General features: G+C 58.0%; 20 protein-coding genes. 7 read left to right on the top strand and 13 right to left on the bottom strand.

What is annotated here, in order from left to right; translation table 11 throughout:
* Positions 1-100 precede the first annotated feature (100 nt).
* The 4 genes from K3169_RS23725 (at position 101) to K3169_RS23710 (ending at position 3554) form a co-directional block, all read left to right on the top strand.
* A complete protein-coding gene (locus tag K3169_RS23725) occupies positions 101-1327 on the top strand; it encodes a CynX/NimT family MFS transporter (protein WP_231675427.1) in 1227 nt (408 codons plus the stop codon).
* A gap of 90 nt (positions 1328-1417) precedes the next feature.
* Positions 1418-1903 (top strand): nuclear transport factor 2 family protein, encoded by a 486-nt coding sequence (locus tag K3169_RS23720; protein ID WP_027900718.1) that lies wholly within the window; start codon positions 1418-1420, stop codon positions 1901-1903.
* A 44-nt stretch (positions 1904-1947) separates the two neighbouring features.
* The gene (locus tag K3169_RS23715) at positions 1948-2271 is read left to right on the top strand and encodes a GIY-YIG nuclease family protein (protein ID WP_231675428.1); all 324 of its coding nucleotides are present in this window, start codon (positions 1948-1950) and stop codon (positions 2269-2271) included.
* Positions 2272-2621: 350 nt separating this feature from the next.
* The gene (locus K3169_RS23710; protein ID WP_231675429.1) at positions 2622-3554 is read left to right on the top strand and encodes a glutathione S-transferase family protein; all 933 of its coding nucleotides are present in this window, start codon (positions 2622-2624) and stop codon (positions 3552-3554) included.
* 178 nt (positions 3555-3732) lie between these two features.
* On the opposite strand, the gene K3169_RS23705 is transcribed toward K3169_RS23710, so the two are convergent.
* Together K3169_RS23705 and yejK are read right to left on the bottom strand one after the other, a co-directional pair.
* The gene (locus K3169_RS23705) at positions 3733-4083 is read right to left on the bottom strand and encodes a glutaredoxin family protein (protein ID WP_122397848.1); all 351 of its coding nucleotides are present in this window, start codon (positions 4081-4083) and stop codon (positions 3733-3735) included.
* 12 nt (positions 4084-4095) lie between these two features.
* The gene (yejK, locus tag K3169_RS23700; protein WP_027900722.1) at positions 4096-5097 is read right to left on the bottom strand and encodes a nucleoid-associated protein YejK; all 1002 of its coding nucleotides are present in this window, start codon (positions 5095-5097) and stop codon (positions 4096-4098) included.
* A gap of 405 nt (positions 5098-5502) precedes the next feature.
* On the opposite strand from yejK, the gene K3169_RS23695 reads away from it, so the two are divergent.
* Entirely contained in the window at positions 5503-5784 is a 282-nt protein-coding gene (locus K3169_RS23695; RefSeq protein ID WP_027900723.1) for an HU family DNA-binding protein, read from the top strand.
* 189 nt (positions 5785-5973) lie between these two features.
* Here K3169_RS23695 and rlmF read toward each other — a convergent pair whose 3' ends face one another.
* From rlmF to K3169_RS23670, 5 genes are all read right to left on the bottom strand, one after another.
* On the bottom strand, positions 5974-6996 hold the full coding sequence (gene rlmF, locus K3169_RS23690; protein WP_411567012.1) for a 23S rRNA (adenine(1618)-N(6))-methyltransferase RlmF: 1023 nt from the start codon (positions 6994-6996) through the stop codon (positions 5974-5976).
* Positions 6997-7166: 170 nt separating this feature from the next.
* Complete coding sequence (locus K3169_RS23685) at positions 7167-10013, bottom strand: valine--tRNA ligase (RefSeq protein ID WP_122807207.1); 2847 nt, start codon at positions 10011-10013, stop codon at positions 7167-7169.
* A 242-nt stretch (positions 10014-10255) separates the two neighbouring features.
* Positions 10256-10687 carry a hypothetical protein gene (locus K3169_RS23680; protein ID WP_027902263.1) on the bottom strand — a complete coding sequence of 144 codons (432 nt, stop codon included), beginning with the start codon at positions 10685-10687 and terminating at the stop codon, positions 10256-10258.
* 7 nt (positions 10688-10694) lie between these two features.
* Positions 10695-11123 carry a DNA polymerase III subunit chi gene (locus tag K3169_RS23675; RefSeq protein WP_122807209.1) on the bottom strand — a complete coding sequence of 143 codons (429 nt, stop codon included), beginning with the start codon at positions 11121-11123 and terminating at the stop codon, positions 10695-10697.
* 155 nt (positions 11124-11278) lie between these two features.
* Entirely contained in the window at positions 11279-12769 is a 1491-nt protein-coding gene (locus K3169_RS23670; RefSeq protein ID WP_027902261.1) for a leucyl aminopeptidase, read from the bottom strand.
* 320 nt (positions 12770-13089) lie between these two features.
* On the opposite strand from K3169_RS23670, the gene lptF reads away from it, so the two are divergent.
* Together lptF and lptG are read left to right on the top strand one after the other, a co-directional pair.
* Positions 13090-14211 (top strand): LPS export ABC transporter permease LptF, encoded by a 1122-nt coding sequence (gene lptF / locus K3169_RS23665; RefSeq protein ID WP_027902260.1) that lies wholly within the window; start codon positions 13090-13092, stop codon positions 14209-14211.
* Complete coding sequence (gene lptG, locus K3169_RS23660) at positions 14204-15265, top strand: LPS export ABC transporter permease LptG (RefSeq protein ID WP_027902259.1); 1062 nt, start codon at positions 14204-14206, stop codon at positions 15263-15265. The genes lptF and lptG overlap by 8 nt, the downstream gene beginning before the upstream one ends.
* A 536-nt stretch (positions 15266-15801) precedes the next feature.
* Here the strand turns inward: lptG and K3169_RS23655 are convergent.
* The 6 genes from K3169_RS23655 to metR all read right to left on the bottom strand — a co-directional run bounded on the left by K3169_RS23655 (position 15802) and on the right by metR (position 22943).
* Complete coding sequence (locus tag K3169_RS23655) at positions 15802-16287, bottom strand: RDD family protein (RefSeq protein WP_231675432.1); 486 nt, start codon at positions 16285-16287, stop codon at positions 15802-15804.
* Between the two features lie 100 nt (positions 16288-16387).
* Complete coding sequence (locus K3169_RS23650; RefSeq protein ID WP_027902257.1) at positions 16388-16600, bottom strand: cold-shock protein; 213 nt, start codon at positions 16598-16600, stop codon at positions 16388-16390.
* A 397-nt stretch (positions 16601-16997) separates the two neighbouring features.
* A complete protein-coding gene (gene gcvT / locus K3169_RS23645; protein ID WP_263268272.1) occupies positions 16998-18119 on the bottom strand; it encodes a glycine cleavage system aminomethyltransferase GcvT in 1122 nt (373 codons plus the stop codon).
* A 199-nt stretch (positions 18120-18318) separates the two neighbouring features.
* On the bottom strand, positions 18319-21183 hold the full coding sequence (gene gcvP, locus K3169_RS23640) for an aminomethyl-transferring glycine dehydrogenase (protein WP_263268270.1): 2865 nt from the start codon (positions 21181-21183) through the stop codon (positions 18319-18321).
* Between the two features lie 10 nt (positions 21184-21193).
* Positions 21194-21577: a glycine cleavage system protein GcvH gene (gcvH, locus tag K3169_RS23635; RefSeq protein WP_095101330.1), complete on the bottom strand. Its 384-nt coding sequence runs from the start codon at positions 21575-21577 to the stop codon at positions 21194-21196.
* Between the two features lie 448 nt (positions 21578-22025).
* Entirely contained in the window at positions 22026-22943 is a 918-nt protein-coding gene (metR, locus tag K3169_RS23630) for a transcriptional regulator MetR (protein ID WP_231675434.1), read from the bottom strand.
* Positions 22944-23012: the final 69 nt, after the last annotated feature.

The raw sequence follows: 23012 nt of genomic DNA, 5'->3' as shown, positions 1-23012 counted from the left end.
CTGTATTCAATCCGAGCGAAACTTGTATTCGTTGCTGTTCTCCAACACGATGCACCTTTTTGGCGCTCTGCGCCGCTTCACTACCTGCCCTGAGAAAACAATGACGACCAAGGCGCCATCGGCGAGCTCTACCCCACAACATCCTTCTTCTGTACTCGATCGGCCGTGGCTGTTGCTGCTCGGGCTGGTGCTGGTGGCGCTTAACCTGCGTCCGGCGCTGGCGAGTATGGCACCGCTGCTCAGCAGTGTTTCCAGCAGCCTGGGGCTCTCATCCGCTTCGGCGGGGCTGCTGACCACTCTGCCGGTGTTGTGTCTTGGGTTGTTCGCGCCGCTGGCCCCGCGATTGGCGCGGCGCTTTGGCAGTGAGCAGGTGGTGTTGGGGATTTTACTGACCCTGGCCGCCGGTATCTTGTTGCGTAGCCTGTTCGGTGAGGTCGGGTTGTTTGCGGGCAGTGTTCTGGCTGGCGCGAGCATCGGTGTGATTGGCGTGCTGCTGCCGGGTATCGTTAAACGCGACTTCCCCAAACAGGCCGGTACGATGACCGGCGTCTACACCATGGCCTTGTGTCTGGGCGCAGCCTTGGCGGCTGGTTCGACGGTACCGCTGACTCAATATTTCGGCGATGACTGGGCCATCGGCCTGGGCTTCTGGATGATTCCAGCATTGTTGGCGGCACTCATCTGGTGGCCCCAGGCTCGGCAAAAGCACGATGTGAATCAAGTGACTTATCGCGTGCGTGGCCTGTTGCGCGATCGCCTGGCCTGGCAAGTCACCCTTTACATGGGGCTGCAGTCTTCGCTGGCTTATATCGTGTTTGGCTGGTTGCCTTCGGTGTTGATCGGCCGGGGCATGAGCCCTACGGATGCCGGTTTAATGATGTCCGGGTCGATCATGGTTCAGTTGATCAGCGCATTGACCGCGCCTTGGCTGGCGACTCGCGGCAAGGATCAACGCCTGGGCGTGCTGGTGGTCATGTCCATGTCGCTGGCCGGATTATTTGGGTGTTTGTATGCGCCCATCGATAGCCTGTGGGGCTGGGCTATTTTGCTGGGGTTGGGGCAGGGTGGTGCCTTCAGTATCGCGTTGACGCTGATCGTGCTGCGGTCCAGGGACTCCCATGTTGCGTCGAACCTGTCGGGCATGGCGCAGGGCATTGGTTATACCATCGCTTCCATTGGCCCATTTGCCGTAGGCGTCGTGCATGACGTTACCGGTGGTTGGGATTCCATCGGCTGGATCTTCGCGGTGCTCGGCTTGTCGGCGATCATTGCGGGGCTTGGTGCCGGACGAGCGCTTTATGTGCAGGTGAGTAGCGAAAAAGTCTGACTCCAGGCATTTGTCTCGCTTATGCCCATGGCAAAACCAGCGATTGCCGCTTATCGTGCAGGCACCTTTTGCTCCAACGGACCTGCATGCATGAGCGACGAAGACAAACGCCTGATCAATAACGCGCTGATTACCCGCTTTTACGAGGCCTTCAATCGCCTGGATGCCGAGGCGATGGCTGCGTGTTACACCGATGACGTGCTGTTCAGCGATCCAGTCTTTGGCGAGTTGCGCGGCCAGCAGGCTTGCGACATGTGGCGCATGCTCACCTCGCGGGCCAAGGACTTTTCCCTGACCTTCGATAGCGTCCGCGCTGATGAACGCAGCGGCGCAGCGCACTGGATTGCCACGTATCTGTTTAGTCAGACCGGCAATACCGTGGTCAACGACATTCAGGCGCGCTTCGTGTTTCGCGACGGCAAGATCGCGGAGCATCATGATCAATTTGACCTGTGGCGCTGGTCTCGACAGGCCTTGGGCACCAAAGGCCTGTTGCTCGGCTGGACGCCGTTTGTACAGAACGCTATCCGCGCTCAGGCGCAGAAGGGCCTGAAGGCGTTTCAGGCCGGACGTTAAGCCTCTGATAGAATCGCGGCTTTCGCACCATTTGATCTGTTGCCATGCCTGAAGCCTTGTCCTCATCCGTCAACGAGACACCCGAACCAGCGGTCAGCAAACCTTGGTTCGTGTACTTGGTGCGCGCTGAAAACGGCTCGTTGTACTGCGGCATCAGCGACGATCCGCAGCGCCGTTTTGCGGCCCATCAGAGTGGCAAAGGTGCACGCTACTTTTATTCCAGCCCGGCGGTGGCACTTGTTTATGTTGAGCAGTGTGTGAGCAAGGGGGAGGCGTTGCGCCAGGAGCGGTTGATCAAGAAATTGAGGAAGAGTGCGAAGGAGTGTCTGGCGGCGGGGTATTGCACCACGCTGCCCCGCGTTAAATAGCGGACCTCTATGCTGGGCTGCGAACACAATTCCCGTGGGAGCGAATTCATTCGCGAAGAGGCCGGTACATCCGCAGCTTATGCATCGTGTGGAATATCGCTTTCGCGAATGAATTCGCTCCCACTGGGTTCTGTATTCTTTCAGGCACACCTCGCTCTTGTACGCTTTGTCGGAGGTTACGACGGCGAAGATGCCGGTTTGTCTGGCGCGCCGCCATTCGCAGCCTTCGGCAGCTCCAGAACACTGTGTTTCGATCAATCGCTGTGATGATTTGCCATCATTGTTGTCGGGTAGGCTCGCTGCCTGTACCCGGTTAAGCTGCTGACTTACCTACCGTTGGAAAGCCAGCCATGACCGACATCATCCTGCACCATTACCCCACCTCGCTGTTCGCTGAAAAAGCCCGTCTGATGCTGGGGTTCAAAGGCCTGTCCTGGCGCTCCGTCACTGTCCCTTCGATCATGCCAAAACCCGATCTGACGGCGCTGACCGGTGGTTATCGCCGAACTCCGGTGCTACAGATCGGCGCTGATATCTACTGCGATACGGCATTGATGGCCCGTCGTCTGGAACAGGAAAAAGCCTCGCCTGCGTTTTTCCCGGAAGGGCAGGAGTTCACGGTCGCCAGCTTTGCAGCGTGGGCCGACTCAGTAATGTTCATGCACGCCGTGAGCCTGGTGTTCCAGCCTGAGTCGCTGGCGGTACGTTTCGCCAAAGTGCCGCCTGAAGGAGTGAAAGCCTTCGTCGCTGATCGCGCTGCGTTGTTCCAGGGCGGCAGTGCAACTCGTTTGCCCGTCGAGCAGGCCAAACACCAATGGCCAACGTTGATGTCCCGGCTGGAGCAGCAACTTGAGCGCAATGGCGACTTCTTGTTTGGTGCACCTTCGATTGCCGACTTCTCTGTTGCCCATACCCTGTGGTTCCTCAAGCAAACCCCTGTGACTGCGCCGTTTGTCGATGATTACCCTGAAGTGGCGGCCTGGCTGGCTCGGGTTCTGGGCTTCGGTCATGGCGCGCCAAGCGAGTTGAGCCCGGCTGAGGCGGTTGAGATCGCTTTGAACGCGACGCCTGCTGCGTTGCCGGATGAGCAGTTCGTTGATCTCAATGGCTTCAAGGCCGGTGATCAAGTGTCCATTTCAGCTGTTGATTACGGCGTGGATCCGGTTGAAGGCGAGCTAGTCTTCAGTGGTCGCGAAGAGCTGATCCTTCGCCGTGAAGACGAGCGGGCGGGTGTGGTGCATGTGCACTTTCCGCGGTTTGGATTTCGAATCGAGAAGGGCTGAGAGAGCCAGGCTATGATCTATCTGTGGGAGCGAGGCTTGCCCGCGATGCAGGCACCTCGGAAATAAAGTAGACCGCGTCGACTTTATCGCGGGCAAGCCTCGCTCCCACAGGACACACTGATGACTTGGGCCAACATGGAATCTCTGACAGGGATTGTTTAGCCTTGGATTTCCGCAATCACTTCAAGGCCGCCAATATAGCTTCTTCGCTGAAGCCTCTGATGATCGTGCCATTCACATCAATCAACGGGATGCCACGCCCACCCAGCGCTTCATAAGCCTTGCGGCCTTCGTCTGACTTCTCGATGTCGTACTCCTTGAACGGAATACCTTTGCTGTCGAGAAAGCGTCGGGTCTGTTTGCAGTAGCCGCACCATTCGGTCGCGTACATCACCACCCGGGCTTGTGCCTGAGTCTGTGCAGGGATTGCGTCCGAGGGGTTGAAAAAGTGCTCGATCTTGCCCCAGTTCTGATAAACCACGACCACCAGCATGATCAGAGCGAACTTCTTCAGGGTGCGTAGCAACATGCTCATTTGTCCTCAGCGGCGCTTGAGCTGATCAGTCAGTTGCGTTGGCAAACCCTTGATGATCAGCGTACCGGCTGCTTCGTCGTATTCGATCTTGTCGCCCAGCAGGTGCGCTTCAAAACTGATCGACAGGCCTTCAGCGCGGCCGGTGAAGCGGCGGAACTGGTTGAGGGTGCGCTTATCGGCAGGGATCTCTGGCGACAGGCCGTAGTCTTTGTTGCGGATGTGATCGTAGAACGCGCGTGGGCGCTCTTCGTCGATCAGGCCGGAGAGTTCTTCCAGACCCATGGGCTCACCCATTTTGCTCTGGCTGCTGGCGTAGTCGACCAGGGTCTTGGTTTTCTCCCGGGCAGAATCTTCCGGCAGGTCTTCGCTTTCGACGAAGTCGCTGAAGGCCTTGAGCAGGGTTCGGGTTTCGCCGGGGCCGTCGACACCTTCCTGGCAGCCGATGAAGTCGCGGAAGTATTCAGAGACCTTCTTGCCGTTCTTGCCCTTGATGAACGAGATGTACTGCTTGGACATCTTGTTGTTCTGCCATTCGGACACGTTGATCCGCGCCGCAAGGTGCAGTTGACCAAGGTCCAGATGGCGTGACGGGGTCACGTCGAGGGTTTCGCTCACGGCCACGCCTTCGCTGTGGTGCAGCAGGGCGATGACCAGATAATCCGTCATGCCTTGTTGATAGTGAGCAAACAGCACGTGGCCGCCGACGGACAGGTTGGATTCTTCCATCAGCTTTTGCAGGTGCTCTACTGCGACCCGGCTGAATGCCGTGAAGTCTTTGCCGCCGTCCATGTACTCCTTCAGCCAGCCGCTGAACGGATGCGCGCCAGACTCGGCGTGGAAGAATCCCCAGGCCTTGCCCTGTTTGGCGTTATAGCTTTCGTTGAGGTCGGCCAGCATGTTCTCGATGGCTTGAGACTCAGCGAGTTCGGAGTCGCGTGCGTGGAGAACTGCGGGCGTGCCGTCGGGTTTCTTGTCGATCAGGTGGACGATGCAATGACGGATCGGCATGGGTTTCTCGGCTGGTTGTGAGCGGAATACTGACGAGCGGCGCTGCTCGATTTACGGCACGCAGTGTAACGCACCCGAGACGTGAAACGAGGCTGAACCCCTTGGTTTTAGCTCTCATGAGGTGTCCGAACCGCTTTTTTTCGGTTCAAACGGGAGAAACCTGTCCAAACGGGTAGGTTAGTGCGGATATTTGCTCGGCTCTGTGCTAGTTTTGCCCCGTCTTGTGCAGCATAGCGCGCCAAGCACCGCAGTTTGTGTGCGTTTGGGCCGAACCAATGCCCGGTTTCAGTATCTACACTTCGCGATTAATCGTGGCTGCTACTGGAGGGTCGGGTTCATTATCCGGCTCCAGGCCGACGCTGCACTCTGCAATCCAAATGAATTTGATAGGGAAGGAACACCACCATGGCTCTGACTAAAGACCAATTGATCGCCGATATCGCAGAAGCTATCGACGCGCCAAAAACCACCGCGCGTAATGCTCTTGAGCAATTGGGCCAAATTGTTGCCGACCAACTGGAAAACGGCGCTGAAATCACTCTGCCGGGTATCGGCAAACTGAAAGTAGCCGAGCGTCCAGCTCGCACTGGCCGCAACCCTTCGACTGGCGCTGCCATCGAAATCGCTGCCAAGAAAGTCATCAAGTTCGTACCAGCTAAAGTGCTGAACGACTCGATCAACAAGTAAGCACACGCTTGCTGTTGAAAAAGCCGTGCACCGGTTAACCGGGCACGGCTTTTTTGTGTCTGTCTATTGGAAATGCGGGCCTGTGGGAGCGAATTTATTCGCGAAGAGGTCGGTACATTCAATGCACATCTATCGTGAGTAACGCCGTCTTCGCGAATAAATTCGCTCCCACAGGTGAGTACCGGTTGTTTATTTCAACACCCAGCGCTCCAGCCGCCACGCCTCCTGTTTAGCCTTGTCATGAAACGTCCACGCCACGAAGCGGCTTTGCTTCTGGCCCTGGCCCATCTCGATCACCTGGCTTTCAAACACTCCTGCTTTTTTCAGTGTGCTTTGAATCATTGGCAGGTTGGACGCCTTTGAAACCAGCGTGCTGAACCACAACACCTGTTTAGCTGATTGGGTGCTTTCTTTGATCAGTTGAGTGACGAAGCCGATCTCGCCGCCTTCACACCACAACTCCTGCGATTGCCCGCCGAAGTTGAGTACCGGAAGTTTTCGTTTCGGGTCCGCCTTGCCCAACGCCCGCCATTTACGCTGGCTGCCGCGCTGTGCTTCTTCCAGAGACGAGTGGAAGGGCGGGTTGCAGAGGCTCACGTCGAAGCGTTCATCGTCGCTCAGCAGGCCCAGCAGGATCTGATTGCGATTGGTTTGCTGACGCAGGCTGATGGCTTTGCTCAGGTTGTTGGACTTGATGATCGCAGTGGCAGCTGCAACGGCGGTGGTGTCGATTTCCGAGCCCAGGAATTGCCAGCCATAGTCGCTATGACCGATCAGTGGATAGACGCAGTTGGCGCCTGTGCCGACGTCCAGTGCCTTGATCGAGGCACCGCGTGGGATAACGCCTTCGTTGCGCTCAGCCAGCAGGTCGGCGAGGAAGTGCAGGTAGTCGGCGCGGCCCGGAATCGGCGGGCACAGGTAGTCGGCCGGGATATCCCAGTGGGCGATGCCGTAAAACGACTTGAGTAGCGCCCGGTTGAACACGCGTACGGCGGCCGGGTTGGCGAAGTCGATGCTTTCCTTGCCATACGGATTGGTGATCAGAAACTGCCCCAGTTCCGGGCTGCTTTTGATCAGCTTGGGAAAATCGTAATGGCCTTGATGGCGATTGCGTGGGTGCAAAGTCGCTTTTTCACGGGGCTCGGCGGGTTTGCCTGGCTGCGCCGGTTTAGGCTTTTTGCGGGGTGGTTTTGAGGTGTTCGGGATGGTCATGCCGATGAGGTCTCGTTGAAACGCAAAACCCTGTAGGAGTGAGCTTGCTCGCGATAGCGGTATGTCAGGCACTAATCATGTGAATGACAGACCGCTATCGCGAGCAAGCTCACTCCTACAGGGTTTGAATAAATCAGCCAGCCTTGGGGAAGGCTGGCTGACTGGTTTATTTACAAACTCGCAATCCGCGCATGCTGCTCAGCCAGCTTGCCCAAGGCCTGTTCGGCCTCGGCCATCTTCGCCCGTTCCTTGGCGATGACCTCAGGCGGTGCCTTGTCAACGAAGGCAGCGTTGGACAGCTTGCCGCCCACCCGTTGCACTTCGCCTTGCAGGCGCAGGATTTCCTTGTCCAGACGCGCCAGCTCGGCGTCTTTGTCGATCAGACCTGCCATTGGCACCAGCACTTCCATTTCACCCACCAGACCGGTAGCCGACAGCGGTGCTTCTGCGCCTGCTTCCAGTACGGTGATGGATTCCAGCTTGGCCAGTTTCTTCAGCAGGTAATCGTTCTCCTGCAGGCGACGCAGGTCTTCGGCGTTGACGTTCTTGAGGAACAGTTGCAACGGCTTGCCCGGACCGATGTTCATTTCGCCACGGATGTTACGGGTGGCGAGCATCAGGCCCTTGAGCCATTCGATGTCGTCTTCGGCGGCTTGATCGATGCGCGCTTCATTGGCCACTGGCCAAGGCTGCAGCATGATGGTTTTGCCTTCTGCACCGGCCAGCGGCGCGAGGCGCTGCCAGATTTCTTCGGTGATGAACGGCATGAACGGATGCGCCAGACGCAGCGCAACTTCCAGCACGCGAACCAGCGTACGGCGGGTGCCACGCTGACGTTCAACCGGGGCATTCTCGTCCCACAGCACCGGCTTGGACAGTTCCAGATACCAGTCGCAGTACTGGTTCCAGATGAACTCGTACAGCGCCTGAGCCGCGAGGTCGAAACGGAATTGATCCAGTTGACGGGTCACTTCGGCTTCGGTGCGCTGCAGTTGCGAGATGATCCAGCGATCAGCCAGGGACAGTTCGACTTCTTCGCCGTTCTGGCCACAGTCTTCGCCTTTGTCCAGCACGTAGCGTGCGGCGTTCCAGATCTTGTTGCAGAAGTTGCGATAGCCCTCAACGCGGCCCATGTCGAACTTGATGTCGCGACCGGTAGACGCCAGCGAGCAGAAGGTGAAGCGCAGGGCGTCGGTGCCGTAGCTGGCGATACCGTCAGCGAACTCGTCGCGAGTCTGCTTTTCAATTTTCTTCGCCAGTTTCGGCTGCATCATGCCGGAGGTGCGTTTCTGCACCAGGTCTTCCAGCTCGATGCCGTCGATGATGTCCAGCGGGTCGAGGACGTTGCCCTTGGACTTGGACATCTTCTGACCTTGGCCATCTCGGACCAGACCGTGCACATACACCGTCTTGAACGGCACTTGCGGCGTGCCGTCTTCGTCTTTCACCAGATGCATGGTGAGCATGATCATCCGGGCAACCCAGAAGAAAATGATGTCGAAGCCAGTAACCAGTACGTCGGTGGAGTGGAAGGTTTCCAGCGCTTTGGTCTTTTCCGGCCAGCCTAGGGTGGAGAAGGTCCACAAGCCCGAACTGAACCAGGTGTCGAGTACGTCGTTGTCCTGTTGCAGCGCAACGTCGGGGCCCAGGTTGTTCTTGGCACGTACTTCGGCTTCATCGCGACCGACGTATACCTTGCCGGACTCGTCGTACCAGGCCGGGATGCGGTGGCCCCACCAGAGTTGACGGCTGATGCACCAGTCCTGGATGTCACGCATCCACGAGAAATACATGTTTTCGTACTGCTTGGGCACGAAGGCGATGCGGCCGTCTTCAACTGCAGCGATAGCCGGTTCAGCCAAAGGCTTGGTAGACACGTACCACTGGTCAGTCAGCCACGGCTCGATGATGGTGCCGGAGCGGTCGCCTTTCGGGACTTTCAGGGCGTGATCGTCGACGCTGACCAGCAGGCCGGCGGCGTCGAATGCAGCAACGATCTGCTTGCGCGCTTCGAAACGGTCAAGACCTGCGTATTCGGCGGGCAGGGTTCCGTCTACGGTTTCGTTCAGGGTGCCGTCGAGGTTGAACACCTGAGCGGCGGCCAGTACGTTGGCGTTCTTGTCGAAGATATTCAGCAGCGGCAGGTTGTGGCGCTTGCCGACTTCGTAGTCGTTGAAATCGTGGGCCGGGGTGATTTTCACGCAGCCGGTGCCGAATTCCGGGTCGCAGTATTCATCTGCAATGATCGGGATGCGGCGGCCAACCAGTGGCAGCTCAACGAACTTGCCGATCAGCGCTTTGTAACGCTCGTCTTCCGGGTTAACGGCGACGGCGGCATCACCGAGCATGGTTTCCGGACGCGTGGTGGCAACGATCAGATAATCCAGACCGTCAGCGGTTTTCGCGCCGTCAGCCAGTGGATAACGCAGGTTCCACAGGAAACCTTTCTCGTCGTGGTTCTCCACTTCCAGGTCGGAAATAGCGGTGTGCAGTTTGGTGTCCCAGTTGACCAGACGCTTGCCGCGATAGATCAGGCCGTCTTCATGCAGACGTACGAAAGCTTCTTTAACCGCGTCCGACAGGCCGTCGTCCATGGTGAAGCGCTCACGGCTCCAGTCAACGGACGAGCCCAGGCGGCGGATCTGACGGCTGATGTTGCCGCCGGACTGATCTTTCCATTCCCAGATTTTCTCCAGGAATTTTTCGCGGCCCAGATCGTGACGGTTCAGGCCTTGCGCTTCGATCTGACGCTCTACCAGCATTTGCGTGGCGATACCGGCGTGGTCGGTGCCCGGTTGCCACAGGGTGTTGCGACCCTGCATGCGGCGGAAACGGATCAAGGCGTCCATGATCGCGTTATTGAAACCATGGCCCATGTGCAGGCTGCCGGTGACGTTCGGCGGCGGGATCATGATGGTGTACGAGTCACCCGCGCCTTGTGGGGCGAAGTAATTCTCGGATTCCCAGGTTTGATACCAGGAAGTTTCAATAGCATGCGGCTGGTAGGTCTTGTCCATGCGCGGCGGGAACCTATTGCTGTAATTCAGGAAAGCCGACAAGTATAGCGGGGATGAACGGCTGGGCGTAGAGCGGGGCGATGATGGGTGCCGCAAAATTGGGTTATGTGTGAATCAGATACTGAAATTTCGACTGTTAAGGCTTTTTTCGCGAATGAATTCGCTCCCGCAGGTAACTGCGGTGAGCCCTGTGGGAGCGAATTCATTCGCGAATGCGTCAGTCCAGGCACCGCCGTGGTTATTTAATTCTGATACTGGCTCAGCAGCCGTTCCATCCGCGCTTCAAGACGGCGTTTGATTTCGGTCTCGATATGCGGCGCGAAGTCGTCGATGACGTCTTGCATGATCAGTTGGGCAGCGGCGCGCAGCTCAGAGTCCAGATGCAACAGAGCATCTTCTTTAGATCTTGCCTGCGCCGGGGCAACAGTCGCTGGCGGCTCGACAGGTTGTGCGACAGGCTCAGGTGTCAGGGTTGGGATATCGGCCTCATCTTCATCGCCGAAATCCAGTTCCTGGTGCAGTGCCGGTTTTGCGCCCACCACATCGAACAGCAAAGGGATCTGCCCTTCGCCATGAGTGGGCGGTTGCTGTGAATCATCGCCGAGCAGTTGGCGGATCGACTCGAGGTCGTCCAGCAAATGGGCGGAGTTTTTCAGAGGGTTTGAATTATCCATCGTGTGCTCAAAGCCGCTGTAGTCGGTGATCTTGCAGAGGATAGCCCTGTTCACGATAGAAACGAAAACTCTCTCGTGCGGCCAGTCGTATGGCGGGGTCTTCCACCACTATTTCCGCCACTCGGGCGAAACGTTTGAAAAATTCGGGGATGCGCAGGTCCAGATTGACCAGCAGATCCTGATGTTGTCCCGGGTCTTGCCCCAGGCCCAGCACCACTGGCGCGACCTGATCGTCTTCAGCGTCACCGTGGGGAATAAAAGTTTCGCCTTTGAAGCGCCATAACCGGGCGTCCAGGTCTTCACGCTGCGCGGCATCGCTGCAGTGCAGGTAAATCCGATGGCCCATTCGCCAGGCTTTCTCCGTGAGCTTGCAGGCGAAGTCCAGACGTGCCGAAGGATCGGGGCTGGGGAGAATGTAGAAATCGACTTGTGTCATGTAGGTTCCAGGTCGCGGGGCGCTTGTCAAACATCACATGAAACGCAGTTTCCGGTAGGAGCGAACTTGTTCGCGAGGCGTAATAAATGCGTTTGCAGGTCTATCGCCTCGCGAACAAGTTCGCTCCTACCGGGCTGTTAACGCCCCCGGTTTCCTTACGCGCCAGCGCGGTCGAGCAGGTATTGAGTCAACAAAGGCACAGGACGGCCGGTGGCGCCCTTGTCCTTGCCGCCGCTCAGCCAGGCTGTGCCAGCGATGTCCAAGTGCGCCCAGTCGTAGGTTTTGGTGAAGCGCGACAGGAAGCAGGCTGCGGTGATGGTGCCGCCTTTCGGGCCGCCAATGTTGGCGATGTCGGCGAACGGGCTGTCCAGTTGCTCCTGATATTCGTCGAATAGCGGCAACTGCCAGGCACGGTCGTCGGCAAACTTGCCAGCGTCGAGCAACTGATTGATCAGCGCGTCGTTGTTGCCCAGTAGGCCAGACGTATGACCGCCCAATGCTACAACGCAAGCGCCGGTCAGGGTGGCGATGTCGATCACGGCCTGAGGCTTGAAGCGTTCGGCGTAGGTCAGCGCGTCACACAACACCAGACGGCCTTCGGCGTCAGTGTTGAGGATTTCCACGGTCTGGCCGCTCATGGTGGTGACGATATCGCCTGGACGTGTCGCGGTGCCGCTCGGCATGTTTTCCGCGGCGGCGATGACGCACACCAGATTGATCGGCAGTTGCAGTTCCAGCACGGCGCGCAGGGTGCCGAACACGCTGGCAGCGCCACACATGTCGAACTTCATTTCGTCCATGCCCGCAGCAGGCTTGATGCTGATGCCGCCGGTATCAAAAGTGATGCCTTTACCGACCAGCACGAAAGGTTTTTCGCTTTTCTTGCCGCCGGAGTAGTTCATGACGATCAGGCGTGGCGGCTGAGCGCTGCCCTGTGCCACGGCGAGGAACGAACCCATGCCCAGTTCGGCGAGTTTCTTCTCGTCGTGAACTTCAACCTTGAGGTTCTTGTGTGCTTTACCCAGCGCCTTGGCCTGTTCGCCCAGATAAACCGGGTGGCAGACGTTAGGCGGCATGTTACCCAGATCGCGAGTGAACGCCATGCCAGCGGCGATGGCCTGTGCATGAGTAGCTGCACGCTCTACATCGGCGACGCTGATCTTGTCGGTCAGCAAGGTGACCTTTTTCAGCGCTTTGGCTTCGGCTTTCTTGCTCTTGAAACGATCGAAAACATATTCGCCGTCGGCGAGGGTTTCTACCAGCAGACGTGCCTTGCCGTAGGTATCCCGGTTTTTGACGACGACCTGATCCAGCGCAATGGCTGCGTCGCTGCCGCCCAAACCTTTAAGAGTCGACAGCACGGCGCTGATGACTTTCTTGAATTGACGGTCAGACAATTCTGCTTCTTTACCGGTACCGACCAGCAAAACGCGCTCGGCTTTCAAATTGGGCAGGTTGTGCAGGAGCAGGGTTTGAGCCACCTTTCCGGCCAGGTCACCACGTTTGAGCACCGCACTGATGGCGCCGCCGCTGAGCGCGTCTACGGTTTTTGCAGCGTCGCTGAGTGCGCGGCCTTCGCCTACGGCGACTACCAGGGTCGCGGTTTTCAAGGTTTCTGGACTTACGCTTTTAACAACCAATTCCATGTCGGGGTCCCCGAATAAACGATGAGCTATCGCGAAATGAATGACGTGCGCGGCAGGGAGCGGGTGTTTCGCATCAACATGCCAACGACAAGGCCCGCAGTTTGACCCCGCCACGGGATCGCTGACAACCCCGGAAAACATGTGAATGTGGCTCTGTGCAGGACGTTTCCGAGAGAACTATCCGGAGCACGCAGTGACAGAGGACCTCATTCACAGGATAATGCCGCATATTTTTTGGCAGACCTGTGTTGAATCTGCCGCCACTGCTAGTACCTTTTCTTGTCTGGCTGCCTGAGCCTGGCGACCCTGGAGTGTCTGGTTTGATCGTCTTTCGTTATCTGTCCCGAGAAGTGCTGGTTACCCTGAGCGCTGTGAGCGCCGTGTTGTTGGTAATCATCATGAGCGGACGCTTCATCAAGTACCTCGCGCAGGCTGCGTCCGGGGCGCTGGATCCGGGCGTCCTGTTCATGATCATGGGCTTTCGTATGCCCGGCTTCCTGCAATTGATCCTGCCGCTGGGTCTGTTTCTGGGGATTCTGCTGGCTTACGGTCGGCTTTACCTTGAAAGCGAAATGACTGTTCTTGCCGCGACCGGCATGAGCCAGCAACGTTTGCTGTGGATGACCATGGCACCGGCGACCGTGGTGGCGCTGCTGGTAGCCTGGCTGAGTTTTAGCCTGGCACCGCAAGGCGCGACCCAGTTCTCCCTGCTTATTAACAAGCAGGACGCGATGACCGAATTCGATACGTTAGTGCCAGGCCGCTTCCAGGCGCTACGCGATGGTACTCGCGTCACTTATACCCAGGAGCTTTCCGAAGACCGTTCGAATCTGGGCGGCGTGTTCATTTCGGAAAAGCGTGTCTCCTCCGACAAGAGCAAGGATCGCGGGATTACCGTTCTGGTGGCAGAAAAAGGCCACCAGGAGATCAAGCCGGACGGTAACCGCTTCCTGATCCTGGAGAACGGCTATCGCTATGACGGCAATCCGGGTGAGGCCAATTATCGGGCGATCAAGTACGACACTTATGGCGCGATGCTGCCCAAGCCGGACATCAGCGACGAGATCACTGACCGCGAAGCCATTCCGACCTCCGACCTGTTCGGCAGCGATGTCTTGCGCAATAAAGCCGAACTGCAGTGGCGTATCTCGCTGCCGATTCTGGTGTTCATCGTGACCTTGATGGCAGTGCCGCTGTCCCGCGTCAACCCGCGTCAGGGTCGTTATCTGAAGCTGCTGCCTGCAATCCTTCTCTATATGGCTTACCTGACCATGCTGATCGCGGTGCGCGGTGCACTGGAGAAAGGCAAGCTGCCAATGGCGCTGGGAATCTGGTGGGTGCATGTGCTGTTTCTGTTGATCGGCCTTGGGCTTTTGTACTGGGAGCCGCTGCGCTTGAAGATGGCGAGTCGCCGCAGCGCGTCGGAGGTGGCTCATGGTTAAGCTCGATCGTTACATTGGCAAAAGCGTTTTCGTTGCCATCCTGGCGGTTCTCGGGATCATTCTCGGTCTGGCGTCGTTGTTCGCCTTTATCGATGAAATGGGTGACATCAGCGACAGCTACACCTTGCTGGATGCCAGCAGCTTCGTATTGATGACTGCGCCACGGCGTGTGTATGAAATGCTGCCAATGGCGGCGCTGATTGGCTGCCTGATCGGCCTGGGCAGCCTGGCCAGCAGCAGCGAACTGACGATCATGCGTGCCGCTGGCGTGTCTATCGGCCGTATCGTCTGGGCGGTCATGAAACCAATGCTGGTGCTGATGATTGCCGGTGTACTGATCGGCGAATACGTAGCTCCCGCAGCCGAGAACCAGGCTCAGGCCAACCGTTCTCTGGCGCAGGGCAGTGGTGATGCGCAAAGTGCACGCCACGGTATGTGGCACCGTCAGGGCGATGAGTTCATTCACATCAACTCAGTGCAACCTAACGGCATTCTGTACGGCGTGACACGGTATCGTTTCGACAATGAGCGTCACATGCTCAGCGCCAGCTTCGCCAGACAGGCCAAGTTCAACGAAGATCACTGGTCGTTGAACGACATCTCCACCACCTTCTTCCGCGATGGCAGCACCGAGGTGATCAAGACCGCTGACGAGCGTTGGGACGTTGCGCTGAGTCCGCAGTTGCTCAGCACGGTTGTCATGCCGCCCGACTCGCTGTCGATCACCGGTTTGTGGCAATACGCGCACTACCTGGCCGATCAAGGCCTGAGCAATGGCCGTTACTGGCTGGCGTTCTGGACCAAGGTTCTGCAGCCGCTGGTAACGGTCGCGTTGGTGTTGATGGCGATTTCCTTCATCTTCGGTCCGCTGCGCTCCGTGACGCTGGGCCAGCGGGTGTTCACCGGCGTGCTGGTGGGGTTCACCTTCCGCATCGTGCAGGACCTGCTGGGGCCATCGAGCCTTGTGTTCGGCTTCTCGCCGTTATTTGCAGTGCTGGTGCCTGCGGGTGTCTGTGCATTGGCCGGGGTGCTGTTGTTGCGCAGGGCCGGGTAAGGTTCGCATCTGTGAAAAAGCCGACTTCGTGTCGGCTTTTTTGTGTGTGCAGTTAAGTACCGTGGCGAACTTACTACAGCTATCGCGGGCAAGCGCGCTCCTACATAACCGCGCGATCCGGTAGGAGCGAACTTGTTCGCGAGGCGGTCAGCCTGAATCGCCGCATCAAGCCCGTTCGCCAACAAGTTGCCTCCTACCGGATCGCGATCCAGCTGTAGGAGAGCGCCCGCGATGACGATGTAAAGCCCACGCAGCAGCCGGTAGGAGCGAACTTGTTTGCGAGGCGGTGTGCCTGAATAAACGCGTCAGCCCCGTTCGCCAACAAGTTGCCTCCTACCGGATCGCGATCTGGCTGTAGGAGAGCGCCCGCGATGACGATGTAAAGCCCACGCAGCAGCCGGTAGGAGCGAACTTGTTCGCGAGGCGGTGTGCCTGAATAAACGCGTCAGCCCCGTTCGCCAACAAGTTGCCTCCTACCGGATCGCGATCCGGCTGTAGGATCTAATGGCACCACCCACCCGCAAAGATGAGCTGTTCTACCGCTTCTTCGGCACCCGTACCAACTGGCTATTGGAATACAGGTCATGCCAGCTACGATTCCGCTTATCAAACAACGCCCAGATAAACCCCAGCCCTAAACACAGCCACGATGCAATGGACACCATGAAGCGCAGCAGCGCTTGCAGCAGACTGATTCCGCTTCCATCGGCGTTCTGCACGCGGATGCCCCACACCTGCATGCCCAGCGTTTGCCCTGAGTGAGTCCAGAATTTCGCGAAGAAACCAAATATCACCAGCAGCAAAATCGTAGACAGGAATGGGTCGCCGTCCAGCGAGCCCGATTCCGACATCGCCTTCAGTCGGGCCTCGCCAATGAACGCCATCAACACCAGCTTGTAGATAAAGGCTGTGACCAGCAGCAGAGCAAAGCACAGCAGCGCGTCGTAGAAAATCGCAGCAAGGCGACGGCCCAGGCTCGCGGGCGGGAAGTCACCTTGCGGGCTAAGCAGGTGTCGGGACATGGCAGCGGTTCTCAATCATCGAAAGCGTGCATGTTACTGACTCGCGCCCACAAAAAAGCCCCCTGATATCAATACCAGGGGGCTTTTCATGTTCCAAGGCTTACGCTTCGGCTTGAACTTCGTCAGCCTGCATACCTTTCTGGCCTTGCACCGCAACGAAAGTCACTTTCTGACCTTCTTTCAGGCTCTTGAAGCCGTTGCCCTGAATAGCGCGGAAGTGCACAAACAGATCCGGACCGCTTTCTGGAGTGATAAAACCAAAACCTTTCTCGTCGTTAAACCACTTGACGGTACCGCTCTGACGTTCAGCCATTTTCTTATTCCCTGGAACTTGAATTGATGACAGCCTCTTTCACATGAAAGAGTACTGGGCTGGTTGCAGGAATTAAGAAGCGTAGAGCGGGTTGTAGCAAACTTGGCGCTACTGCCCAGGTCCCGATTCAGCGACCCATGCAAACACAGTTGAGAAACTCTACGCTAACTCTTATTACAAACACAAGCCCCTGTCTGGTGCCCGGATTCAGGCGGTTTCGCGGCGTTTTAAAATATTTACCAGTTATCAGGAATCGATAGTTTTTTACTGTTAGGCGCACTCTTCGAGTGCGCTGTTTTGGCTATTACGCTGCTGTTTAGTGCGTGTAATACAAGCGGCTGATATAGGCGTTAGCCGCCGTATTTTTTTGACGCCGTTAATCAGCCGCGACTGGCACTTACCCGCGATAGTAGCGTTGTGCAACGAAAGGCATTTTGCTGACCAGCATCGGTACTTGCTTGCCGCGCACTACCGCCCAGACTTGAGTGTCCAGTGCGGTAAACGCGCTGTTCAAATAACCCATCGCCAAAGGACCGCCAAGGCTGGGGCCGAAGCCGCCGCTGCATACGGTGCCAATCGAGTTGCCGTGGGCATCGACAATATCTGTGCCTTCGCGCACAGGCGTGCGTTCCTGTGGCAACAGGCCAACGCGTTTGCGGGCTGGGGCGGTCTGTTGTTGAGCAAAGATCTGCTCGGCACCGGGGAAGCCGCCGGCACGAGCGCCATCAGCGCGGCGAACTTTGGAAATAGCCCACAGCAGGCTGGCTTCAATGGGGGTTGTCTCGGTGTTCATGTCGTGGCCGTAAAGGCACAAGCCTGCTTCCAGACGCAGCGAGTCGCGCGCACCCAGGCCAATCGGGGCCACTTCCGGTTCATCCAGCAAGCGCCGGGCCAGGGTTTCAGCCTGATCGGCCGGTACAGAAATCTCGTAGCCGTCTTCGCCAGTGTAGCCCGAGCGGCTGACGTAGCAGTCCACGCCCAGCAACTGCACGCTGGCGAACTGCATGAAGGTCATTTTTGCGACTTCCGGCGCCAGACGCGCCAGCACGGTTACTGCCTGCGGACCCTGAAGGGCGAGCAGGGCGCGCTCTTCAAACAGGGGCTGGATTTCACAATGCTCACCCAGATGTTTCTGCAGGTGGGCAAGGTCGTCGTTCTTGCAGGCAGCGTTGACCACCAGCATCAGTTGGTCATTGCCGAGATTGGCGACCATCAGATCGTCAAGGATGCCGCCGGTGTTGTTGGTGAACATTGCGTAACGCTGCATGCCGACGGGCAGGTCGATGATGTCCACCGGCACCAGAGCTTCCAGTGCCTTGGCGGCATCGGCACCGCTCAGGCGAATCTGGCCCATGTGCGACACATCAAACAACCCGGCTTTTTCCCGGGTGTGCAGGTGTTCTTTCATCACGCCAGCCGGGTATTGCACCGGCATGTCGTAGCCCGCGAAAGGCACCATTTTGGCACCCAGTTCACGGTGCAGGGCGTGGAGCGGGGTGGTGAGCAGTTGTTCGGTCATGATCGATTCCTTGAGTGTTCAGATGGATCGGGGCCGAGGTCATGACGGAACTGAGGAGGTCAGCCCGTGGGAGCGAATTCATTCGCGAAGAGGCCGGTACATCCGACGCATATCCGTCGATTGAAATACCGCATTCGCGAATGAATTCGCTCCCACAGGTCCGTCATTCAACAGACCCGACATTATCTCGGTGGCTCGATCACGCCTCTTGATAGCTCTCGATGGACGGGCAGGCACAGATCAGGTTGCGGTCGCCAAACACGTTGTCGACGCGGCCAACCGGTGGCCAGTATTTGCCATCGATCAAGGACACAACTGGATACACCGCTTGCTCGCGGCTGTAAGGATGGGTCCATTCGCCGACGATTTCTGCCGCGGTGTGCGGGGCGTTTTTCAGCGGGTTGTCTTCCTTGTCCAGGACGCCGCTTTCCACTGCGCGGATCTCTTCGCGGATCTTGATCATGGCGTCGCAGAAGCGGTCCAGCTCTTCTCTGGATTCACTTTCGGTCGGCTCGATCATCAAGGTGCCAGCCACCGGGAACGACATGGTCGGTGCGTGGAAGCCAAAGTCGATCAGGCGCTTGGCGACGTCATCAACGCTGATGCCGCTGGTTTCCTTCAGCGGACGCAGGTCGAGGATGCATTCGTGAGCCACCAGACCGCTGCTGCCGGTGTAGAGCACCGGGTAGTGTTCTTCAAGGCGGCGAGAAATGTAGTTGGCGTTGAGGATCGCCAGTTGCGAGGCGCGTTTCAGGCCTTCGCCGCCCATCATGCTGATGTACATCCAGGTGATTGGCAGGATGCTCGCGCTGCCGAACGGTGCTGCGCAGACTGCGCCTTCCTTGCGGGCCATGGTCGCGTGGCCCGGCAGGAACGGGGTCAGGTGCGACTTGACGCCAATAGGGCCAACGCCCGGGCCGCCACCGCCGTGAGGGATGCAGAAGGTTTTGTGCAGATTCAGGTGGGAAACGTCGCCGCCGAACTTGCCCGGTGCGCAGAGGCCAACCATGGCGTTCATGTTGGCGCCGTCGATGTAAACCTGGCCGCCGTTATCGTGAACGATGGCGCAGATCTCGCGGATGCCTTCTTCAAACACGCCGTGAGTCGACGGGTAGGTGATCATGATCGCGGCCAGATGATCGCGGTGCTCGATGGCCTTGGCGCGCAGGTCTTCGATGTCGACGTTGCCACGCGAATCGCACGCTGTCACAACAACGCGCATGCCAGCCATGTTGGCGGTGGCCGGGTTGGTGCCGTGAGCAGATTGCGGGATCAGGCAGATGTCGCGGCGCTCGTCGCCCCGGCTCTGGTGATAGGCACGGATCGCCAGCAGGCCGGCGTATTCACCTTGAGAGCCCGCGTTAGGCTGCAGCGAGATCGAGTCGTAACCGGTGGCTGCGCAAAGCATCGCTTCCAGTTCGTCGGTCAGTTGCTGGTAGCCAGCGCTTTGGTCCGCAGGTGCAAACGGGTGCAGGTTGCCGAACTCAGCCCAGGTCACCGGGATCATTTCGCTGGCTGCGTTGAGCTTCATGGTGCACGAGCCCAGCGGGATCATGGTGCGATCCAGCGCCAGGTCCTTGTCGGCCAGTTTGCGCAGGTAGCGCATCAGCTCGGTTTCAGAGTGATAGCGGTTGAACACCGGGTGGCTGAGGATCGCCGACTCGCGCAACAGTGCTTGCGGCAGGCGAGCTTCAACACTTTGTTCCAGTGCTGCGAAGTCCGGCAGGGTTTGCCCGTCACCGGCAAAGATCGCCCACAGGTCTTCGACCGATGCTTGCGAGGTGGTTTCGTCCAGCGACAGGCCAAGACGCTGAGCGTCGATTTCCCGCAGGTTGATCTGCTGGGCGCGAGCCTTGGCATGCAGCGCTGCGGTATCCGCGCCGGTGTTCACTGTCACGCTGTCGAAGAAGTATTGCTGCTCGACGTTCAGGCCCAGCTGGCTCAAGCCCTTGGCGAAGATTGCAGTCAGGTGGTGCACGCGGTTGGCGATTTGCGTCAGGCCGCGTGGGCCGTGATAAACGGCGTACATGCTGGCGATGTTGGCCAGCAGCACTTGAGCGGTGCAGATGTTGCTGGTGGCTTTCTCGCGACGGATATGTTGCTCGCGGGTCTGCATGGCCAGACGCAAGGCCTGCTTGCCGTGACGGTCCACGGAAACACCGACCAGACGGCCAGGCATGTCGCGCTTGTACGCATCTTTAGTCGAGAAGTAAGCAGCATGCGGGCCGCCAAAACCCAGTGGCACGCCAAAACGCTGGGCGCTGCCGATGGCCACGTCTGCACCGAACTCACCTGGCGGCGTCAGCAGGGTCAAAGCCAGCAGGTCGGCCGCGACGGCCACCAGAGCGTTGGCGGAGTGGAAGCGCTCAACCAGTTCGCGGTAATCGAACAGATCGCCGTTACTGGCGGGGTATTGCAGGAGTGCGCCGAAGAACGGGCTGACGTCGGTCAGCTCTGCTTCGTCAGCGACAACTACGGTGATGCCCAGTGGTTCAGCGCGGGTGCGCAGCACGTCGAGGGTTTGCGGATGGCAGTGGCTGGAAGCGAAGAACTGGTGGCTGCTCTTGTTCTTGCTCAAGCGTTTGCAGAAGGTCATCGCTTCGGCAGCGGCCGTGGCTTCATCGAGCAGCGAGGCGTTGGCGATTGGCAGGCCGGTCAGGTCGCTGATCAGGGTCTGGAAGTTCAGCAGTGATTCCAGACGGCCTTGGGAAATTTCTGGCTGATAAGGCGTGTAGGCGGTGTACCAGGCCGGGTTTTCCAGCAGGTTGCGCAGGATCGGCGCAGGCGTGTGGGTGTTGTAGTAACCCTGACCGATGTAGGTCTTGAACAGTTGGTTCTTGCTCGCGATGGCTTTGATCGAAGCCAGTGCGTCTGCTTCGCTCAGGCCTGGCTGCATGCCCAGAACGCTGGTGCCTTTGATGCTTTCCGGGATGACGCTGGCGCTCAGGGCTTCCAGCGAGTCATAGCCCAGGGTTTGCAGCATGGCCTGCTCGTCATCGGCGCGTGGGCCGATGTGACGGGCGATGAACTCGTTGGCGGTGTTCAATTGAATGCGGTCAGTCATGGTCTGCTCCTCAGGCTTCGGCGTTGGCTTTGATCAGGCGGTCGTAGGCGTCCTGATCAAGCAGGCTATCGATAGCGCTGGCGTCTTGGGGAATGAAGCGGAAGAACCAGCCGGCGCCCAGGGCGTCTTCATTGACCAGTTCCGGGGTGGCGTCGAGGGCCTGGTTGACTTCAACCACTTCGCCATCGAGCGGCATGTTGATGCTGCTGGCTGCCTTCACTGATTCGACGACCGAAGCTTCGGCGTCTTTGGCGTAGGTCTGCAGCTCAGGAAGTTGCACGTAAACCACATCACCCAGAGATTCTTGCGCGTAAGGCGTGATGCCTACCGTGACACTGCCATCGGCTTCGGCCCGCAGCCATTCGTGATCGACGGTGAATCGCAACTCGCTCATAGATACTCCTAAGGTGACTTTGATGCTCGCGGCAGGCCCGAGCATTGATGACAAACACTTAGCAAATATGCGGCCAGTTTTATTTTTGTTATATAAATCAGCTAGTTATATGATATCGAATATCTAGCAATGATTTGCGGTGTAGCGAAATCGATACAACCTGTATCCGGTTACAAACTTTCGACGGATCAGAGCCTTGGCGGCGGCGGGCATGCCAATTTCGTATTGAAATCGTTACGGTGTATTGAAATCGATACGATTGTGGGGGCCGTTGCTGGCACTGGCTGAACGAAGTCCTGTGGGAGCGAATTCATTCGCGAATGGGCCGGTACATTTAATACATCTCTTTCTTCTGGAATTCCGCTTTCGCGAATGAATTCGCTCCCACCGTGATCAGCGTTTGCATGCCAACATAGAATCGCCCACAGGTTCTGCGTCCTTCACACCATCACCGCACCGCACTCACTCCATCCAGCGTCGAGAACGACGTGTCCTTGGCAGTCAGCAAGAAGTCGCGCATATAAGGCGCGTCCAGCATGTCGGTTCGCACTCCGGCATAGAGTGTAGCGAACAAACCTTTTTCGCCCAGGCGTTTGCCTTTCACATAGCCTCGCGAGCTGTATTCATGCAATGCCCAGTGGGGCATGCCACAGACGCCACGGCCGCTGGCGACCAGTTGCATCATCATGACGGTGAGTTCCGATGTGCGCACCTGCGCCGGTTCGATGTCGGCGGGTTCAAGGAAGCGCGTGAAGATATCCAGCCGATCCCGTTCCACGGGGTAAGTGATCAGGGTTTCCTTGATCAGGTCTTCGGGCACGATGTACGGCTTGCTCGCCAATGTGTGCTGATTGGCAACCGCCAGCATGGCCTCGTAGGTAAACAACGGCACGTAGGTAATGCCCACCAGTTCAAGCGGATCGGACGTCACCACCAGATCCAGATCTCCTCTGGCCAGAGCAGGCAAGGGTGCGAAGGCAAAGCCGGAGGCCAGGTCCAGTTCGACTTCCGGCCAGGCGTCGCGGAACTGGTCGATGGTTGGCATCAGCCACTGAAAACAGCTGTGACACTCGATCGCCATGTGCAAACGCCCCGCGGTGCCGCCCGCCAGTCGGGCAATGTCTCGCTCTGCGCCACGCAATTGTGGCAGCACCGAGTCCGCCAGTTGCAGCAGGCGCAACCCGGCGCTGGTAAAGCGTACTGGTTTGGTTTTACGCACAAACAACTGCATCCCCATTCGCTCTTCCAGTTCCTTGAACTGGTGGGACAGCGCTGATTGCGTCAGATGCAGGCGCTCGGCGGCTTCCACAAGGCTATCGGCCTCGCGCAAGGCATGCAGGGTTTTCAGATGGCGTATCTCAAGCATCTCGTCTCGCAGACATCTCTGCGCTCCATGAATGAATTTTGTGATCAACACGAAAACAATGAGTTTGTC

It is taken from the genome of Pseudomonas phytophila, assembly GCF_025643095.1.
GTDB classification, from domain to species: domain Bacteria; phylum Pseudomonadota; class Gammaproteobacteria; order Pseudomonadales; family Pseudomonadaceae; genus Aquipseudomonas; species Aquipseudomonas quasicaspiana.
Note: the sequence above shows the minus strand (reverse complement) of the source record. Positions and strands in the feature narration are given on the sequence as shown.

What these genes read in the sequence shown, in the direction of transcription:
- K3169_RS23725 (WP_231675427.1), top strand. Translation starts at nt 101, where the DNA reads ATGACGACCAAGGCGCCATCGGCGAGCTCTACCCCACAACATCCTTCT.
- K3169_RS23720 (WP_027900718.1), top strand. Translation starts at nt 1,418, where the DNA reads ATGAGCGACGAAGACAAACGCCTGATCAATAACGCGCTGATTACCCGC.
- K3169_RS23715 (WP_231675428.1), top strand. Translation starts at nt 1,948, where the DNA reads ATGCCTGAAGCCTTGTCCTCATCCGTCAACGAGACACCCGAACCAGCG.
- K3169_RS23710 (WP_231675429.1), top strand. Translation starts at nt 2,622, where the DNA reads ATGACCGACATCATCCTGCACCATTACCCCACCTCGCTGTTCGCTGAA.
- K3169_RS23705 (WP_122397848.1), bottom strand. Translation starts at nt 4,083, where the DNA reads ATGTTGCTACGCACCCTGAAGAAGTTCGCTCTGATCATGCTGGTGGTC.
- yejK (WP_027900722.1), bottom strand. Translation starts at nt 5,097, where the DNA reads ATGCCGATCCGTCATTGCATCGTCCACCTGATCGACAAGAAACCCGAC.
- K3169_RS23695 (WP_027900723.1), top strand. Translation starts at nt 5,503, where the DNA reads ATGGCTCTGACTAAAGACCAATTGATCGCCGATATCGCAGAAGCTATC.
- rlmF (WP_411567012.1), bottom strand. Translation starts at nt 6,996, where the DNA reads ATGACCATCCCGAACACCTCAAAACCACCCCGCAAAAAGCCTAAACCG.
- K3169_RS23685 (WP_122807207.1), bottom strand. Translation starts at nt 10,013, where the DNA reads ATGGACAAGACCTACCAGCCGCATGCTATTGAAACTTCCTGGTATCAA.
- K3169_RS23680 (WP_027902263.1), bottom strand. Translation starts at nt 10,687, where the DNA reads ATGGATAATTCAAACCCTCTGAAAAACTCCGCCCATTTGCTGGACGAC.
- K3169_RS23675 (WP_122807209.1), bottom strand. Translation starts at nt 11,123, where the DNA reads ATGACACAAGTCGATTTCTACATTCTCCCCAGCCCCGATCCTTCGGCA.
- K3169_RS23670 (WP_027902261.1), bottom strand. Translation starts at nt 12,769, where the DNA reads ATGGAATTGGTTGTTAAAAGCGTAAGTCCAGAAACCTTGAAAACCGCG.
- lptG (WP_027902259.1), top strand. Translation starts at nt 14,204, where the DNA reads ATGGTTAAGCTCGATCGTTACATTGGCAAAAGCGTTTTCGTTGCCATC.
- K3169_RS23655 (WP_231675432.1), bottom strand. Translation starts at nt 16,287, where the DNA reads ATGTCCCGACACCTGCTTAGCCCGCAAGGTGACTTCCCGCCCGCGAGC.
- K3169_RS23650 (WP_027902257.1), bottom strand. Translation starts at nt 16,600, where the DNA reads ATGGCTGAACGTCAGAGCGGTACCGTCAAGTGGTTTAACGACGAGAAA.
- gcvT (WP_263268272.1), bottom strand. Translation starts at nt 18,119, where the DNA reads ATGACCGAACAACTGCTCACCACCCCGCTCCACGCCCTGCACCGTGAA.
- gcvP (WP_263268270.1), bottom strand. Translation starts at nt 21,183, where the DNA reads ATGACTGACCGCATTCAATTGAACACCGCCAACGAGTTCATCGCCCGT.
- gcvH (WP_095101330.1), bottom strand. Translation starts at nt 21,577, where the DNA reads ATGAGCGAGTTGCGATTCACCGTCGATCACGAATGGCTGCGGGCCGAA.
- metR (WP_231675434.1), bottom strand. Translation starts at nt 22,943, where the DNA reads ATGCTTGAGATACGCCATCTGAAAACCCTGCATGCCTTGCGCGAGGCC.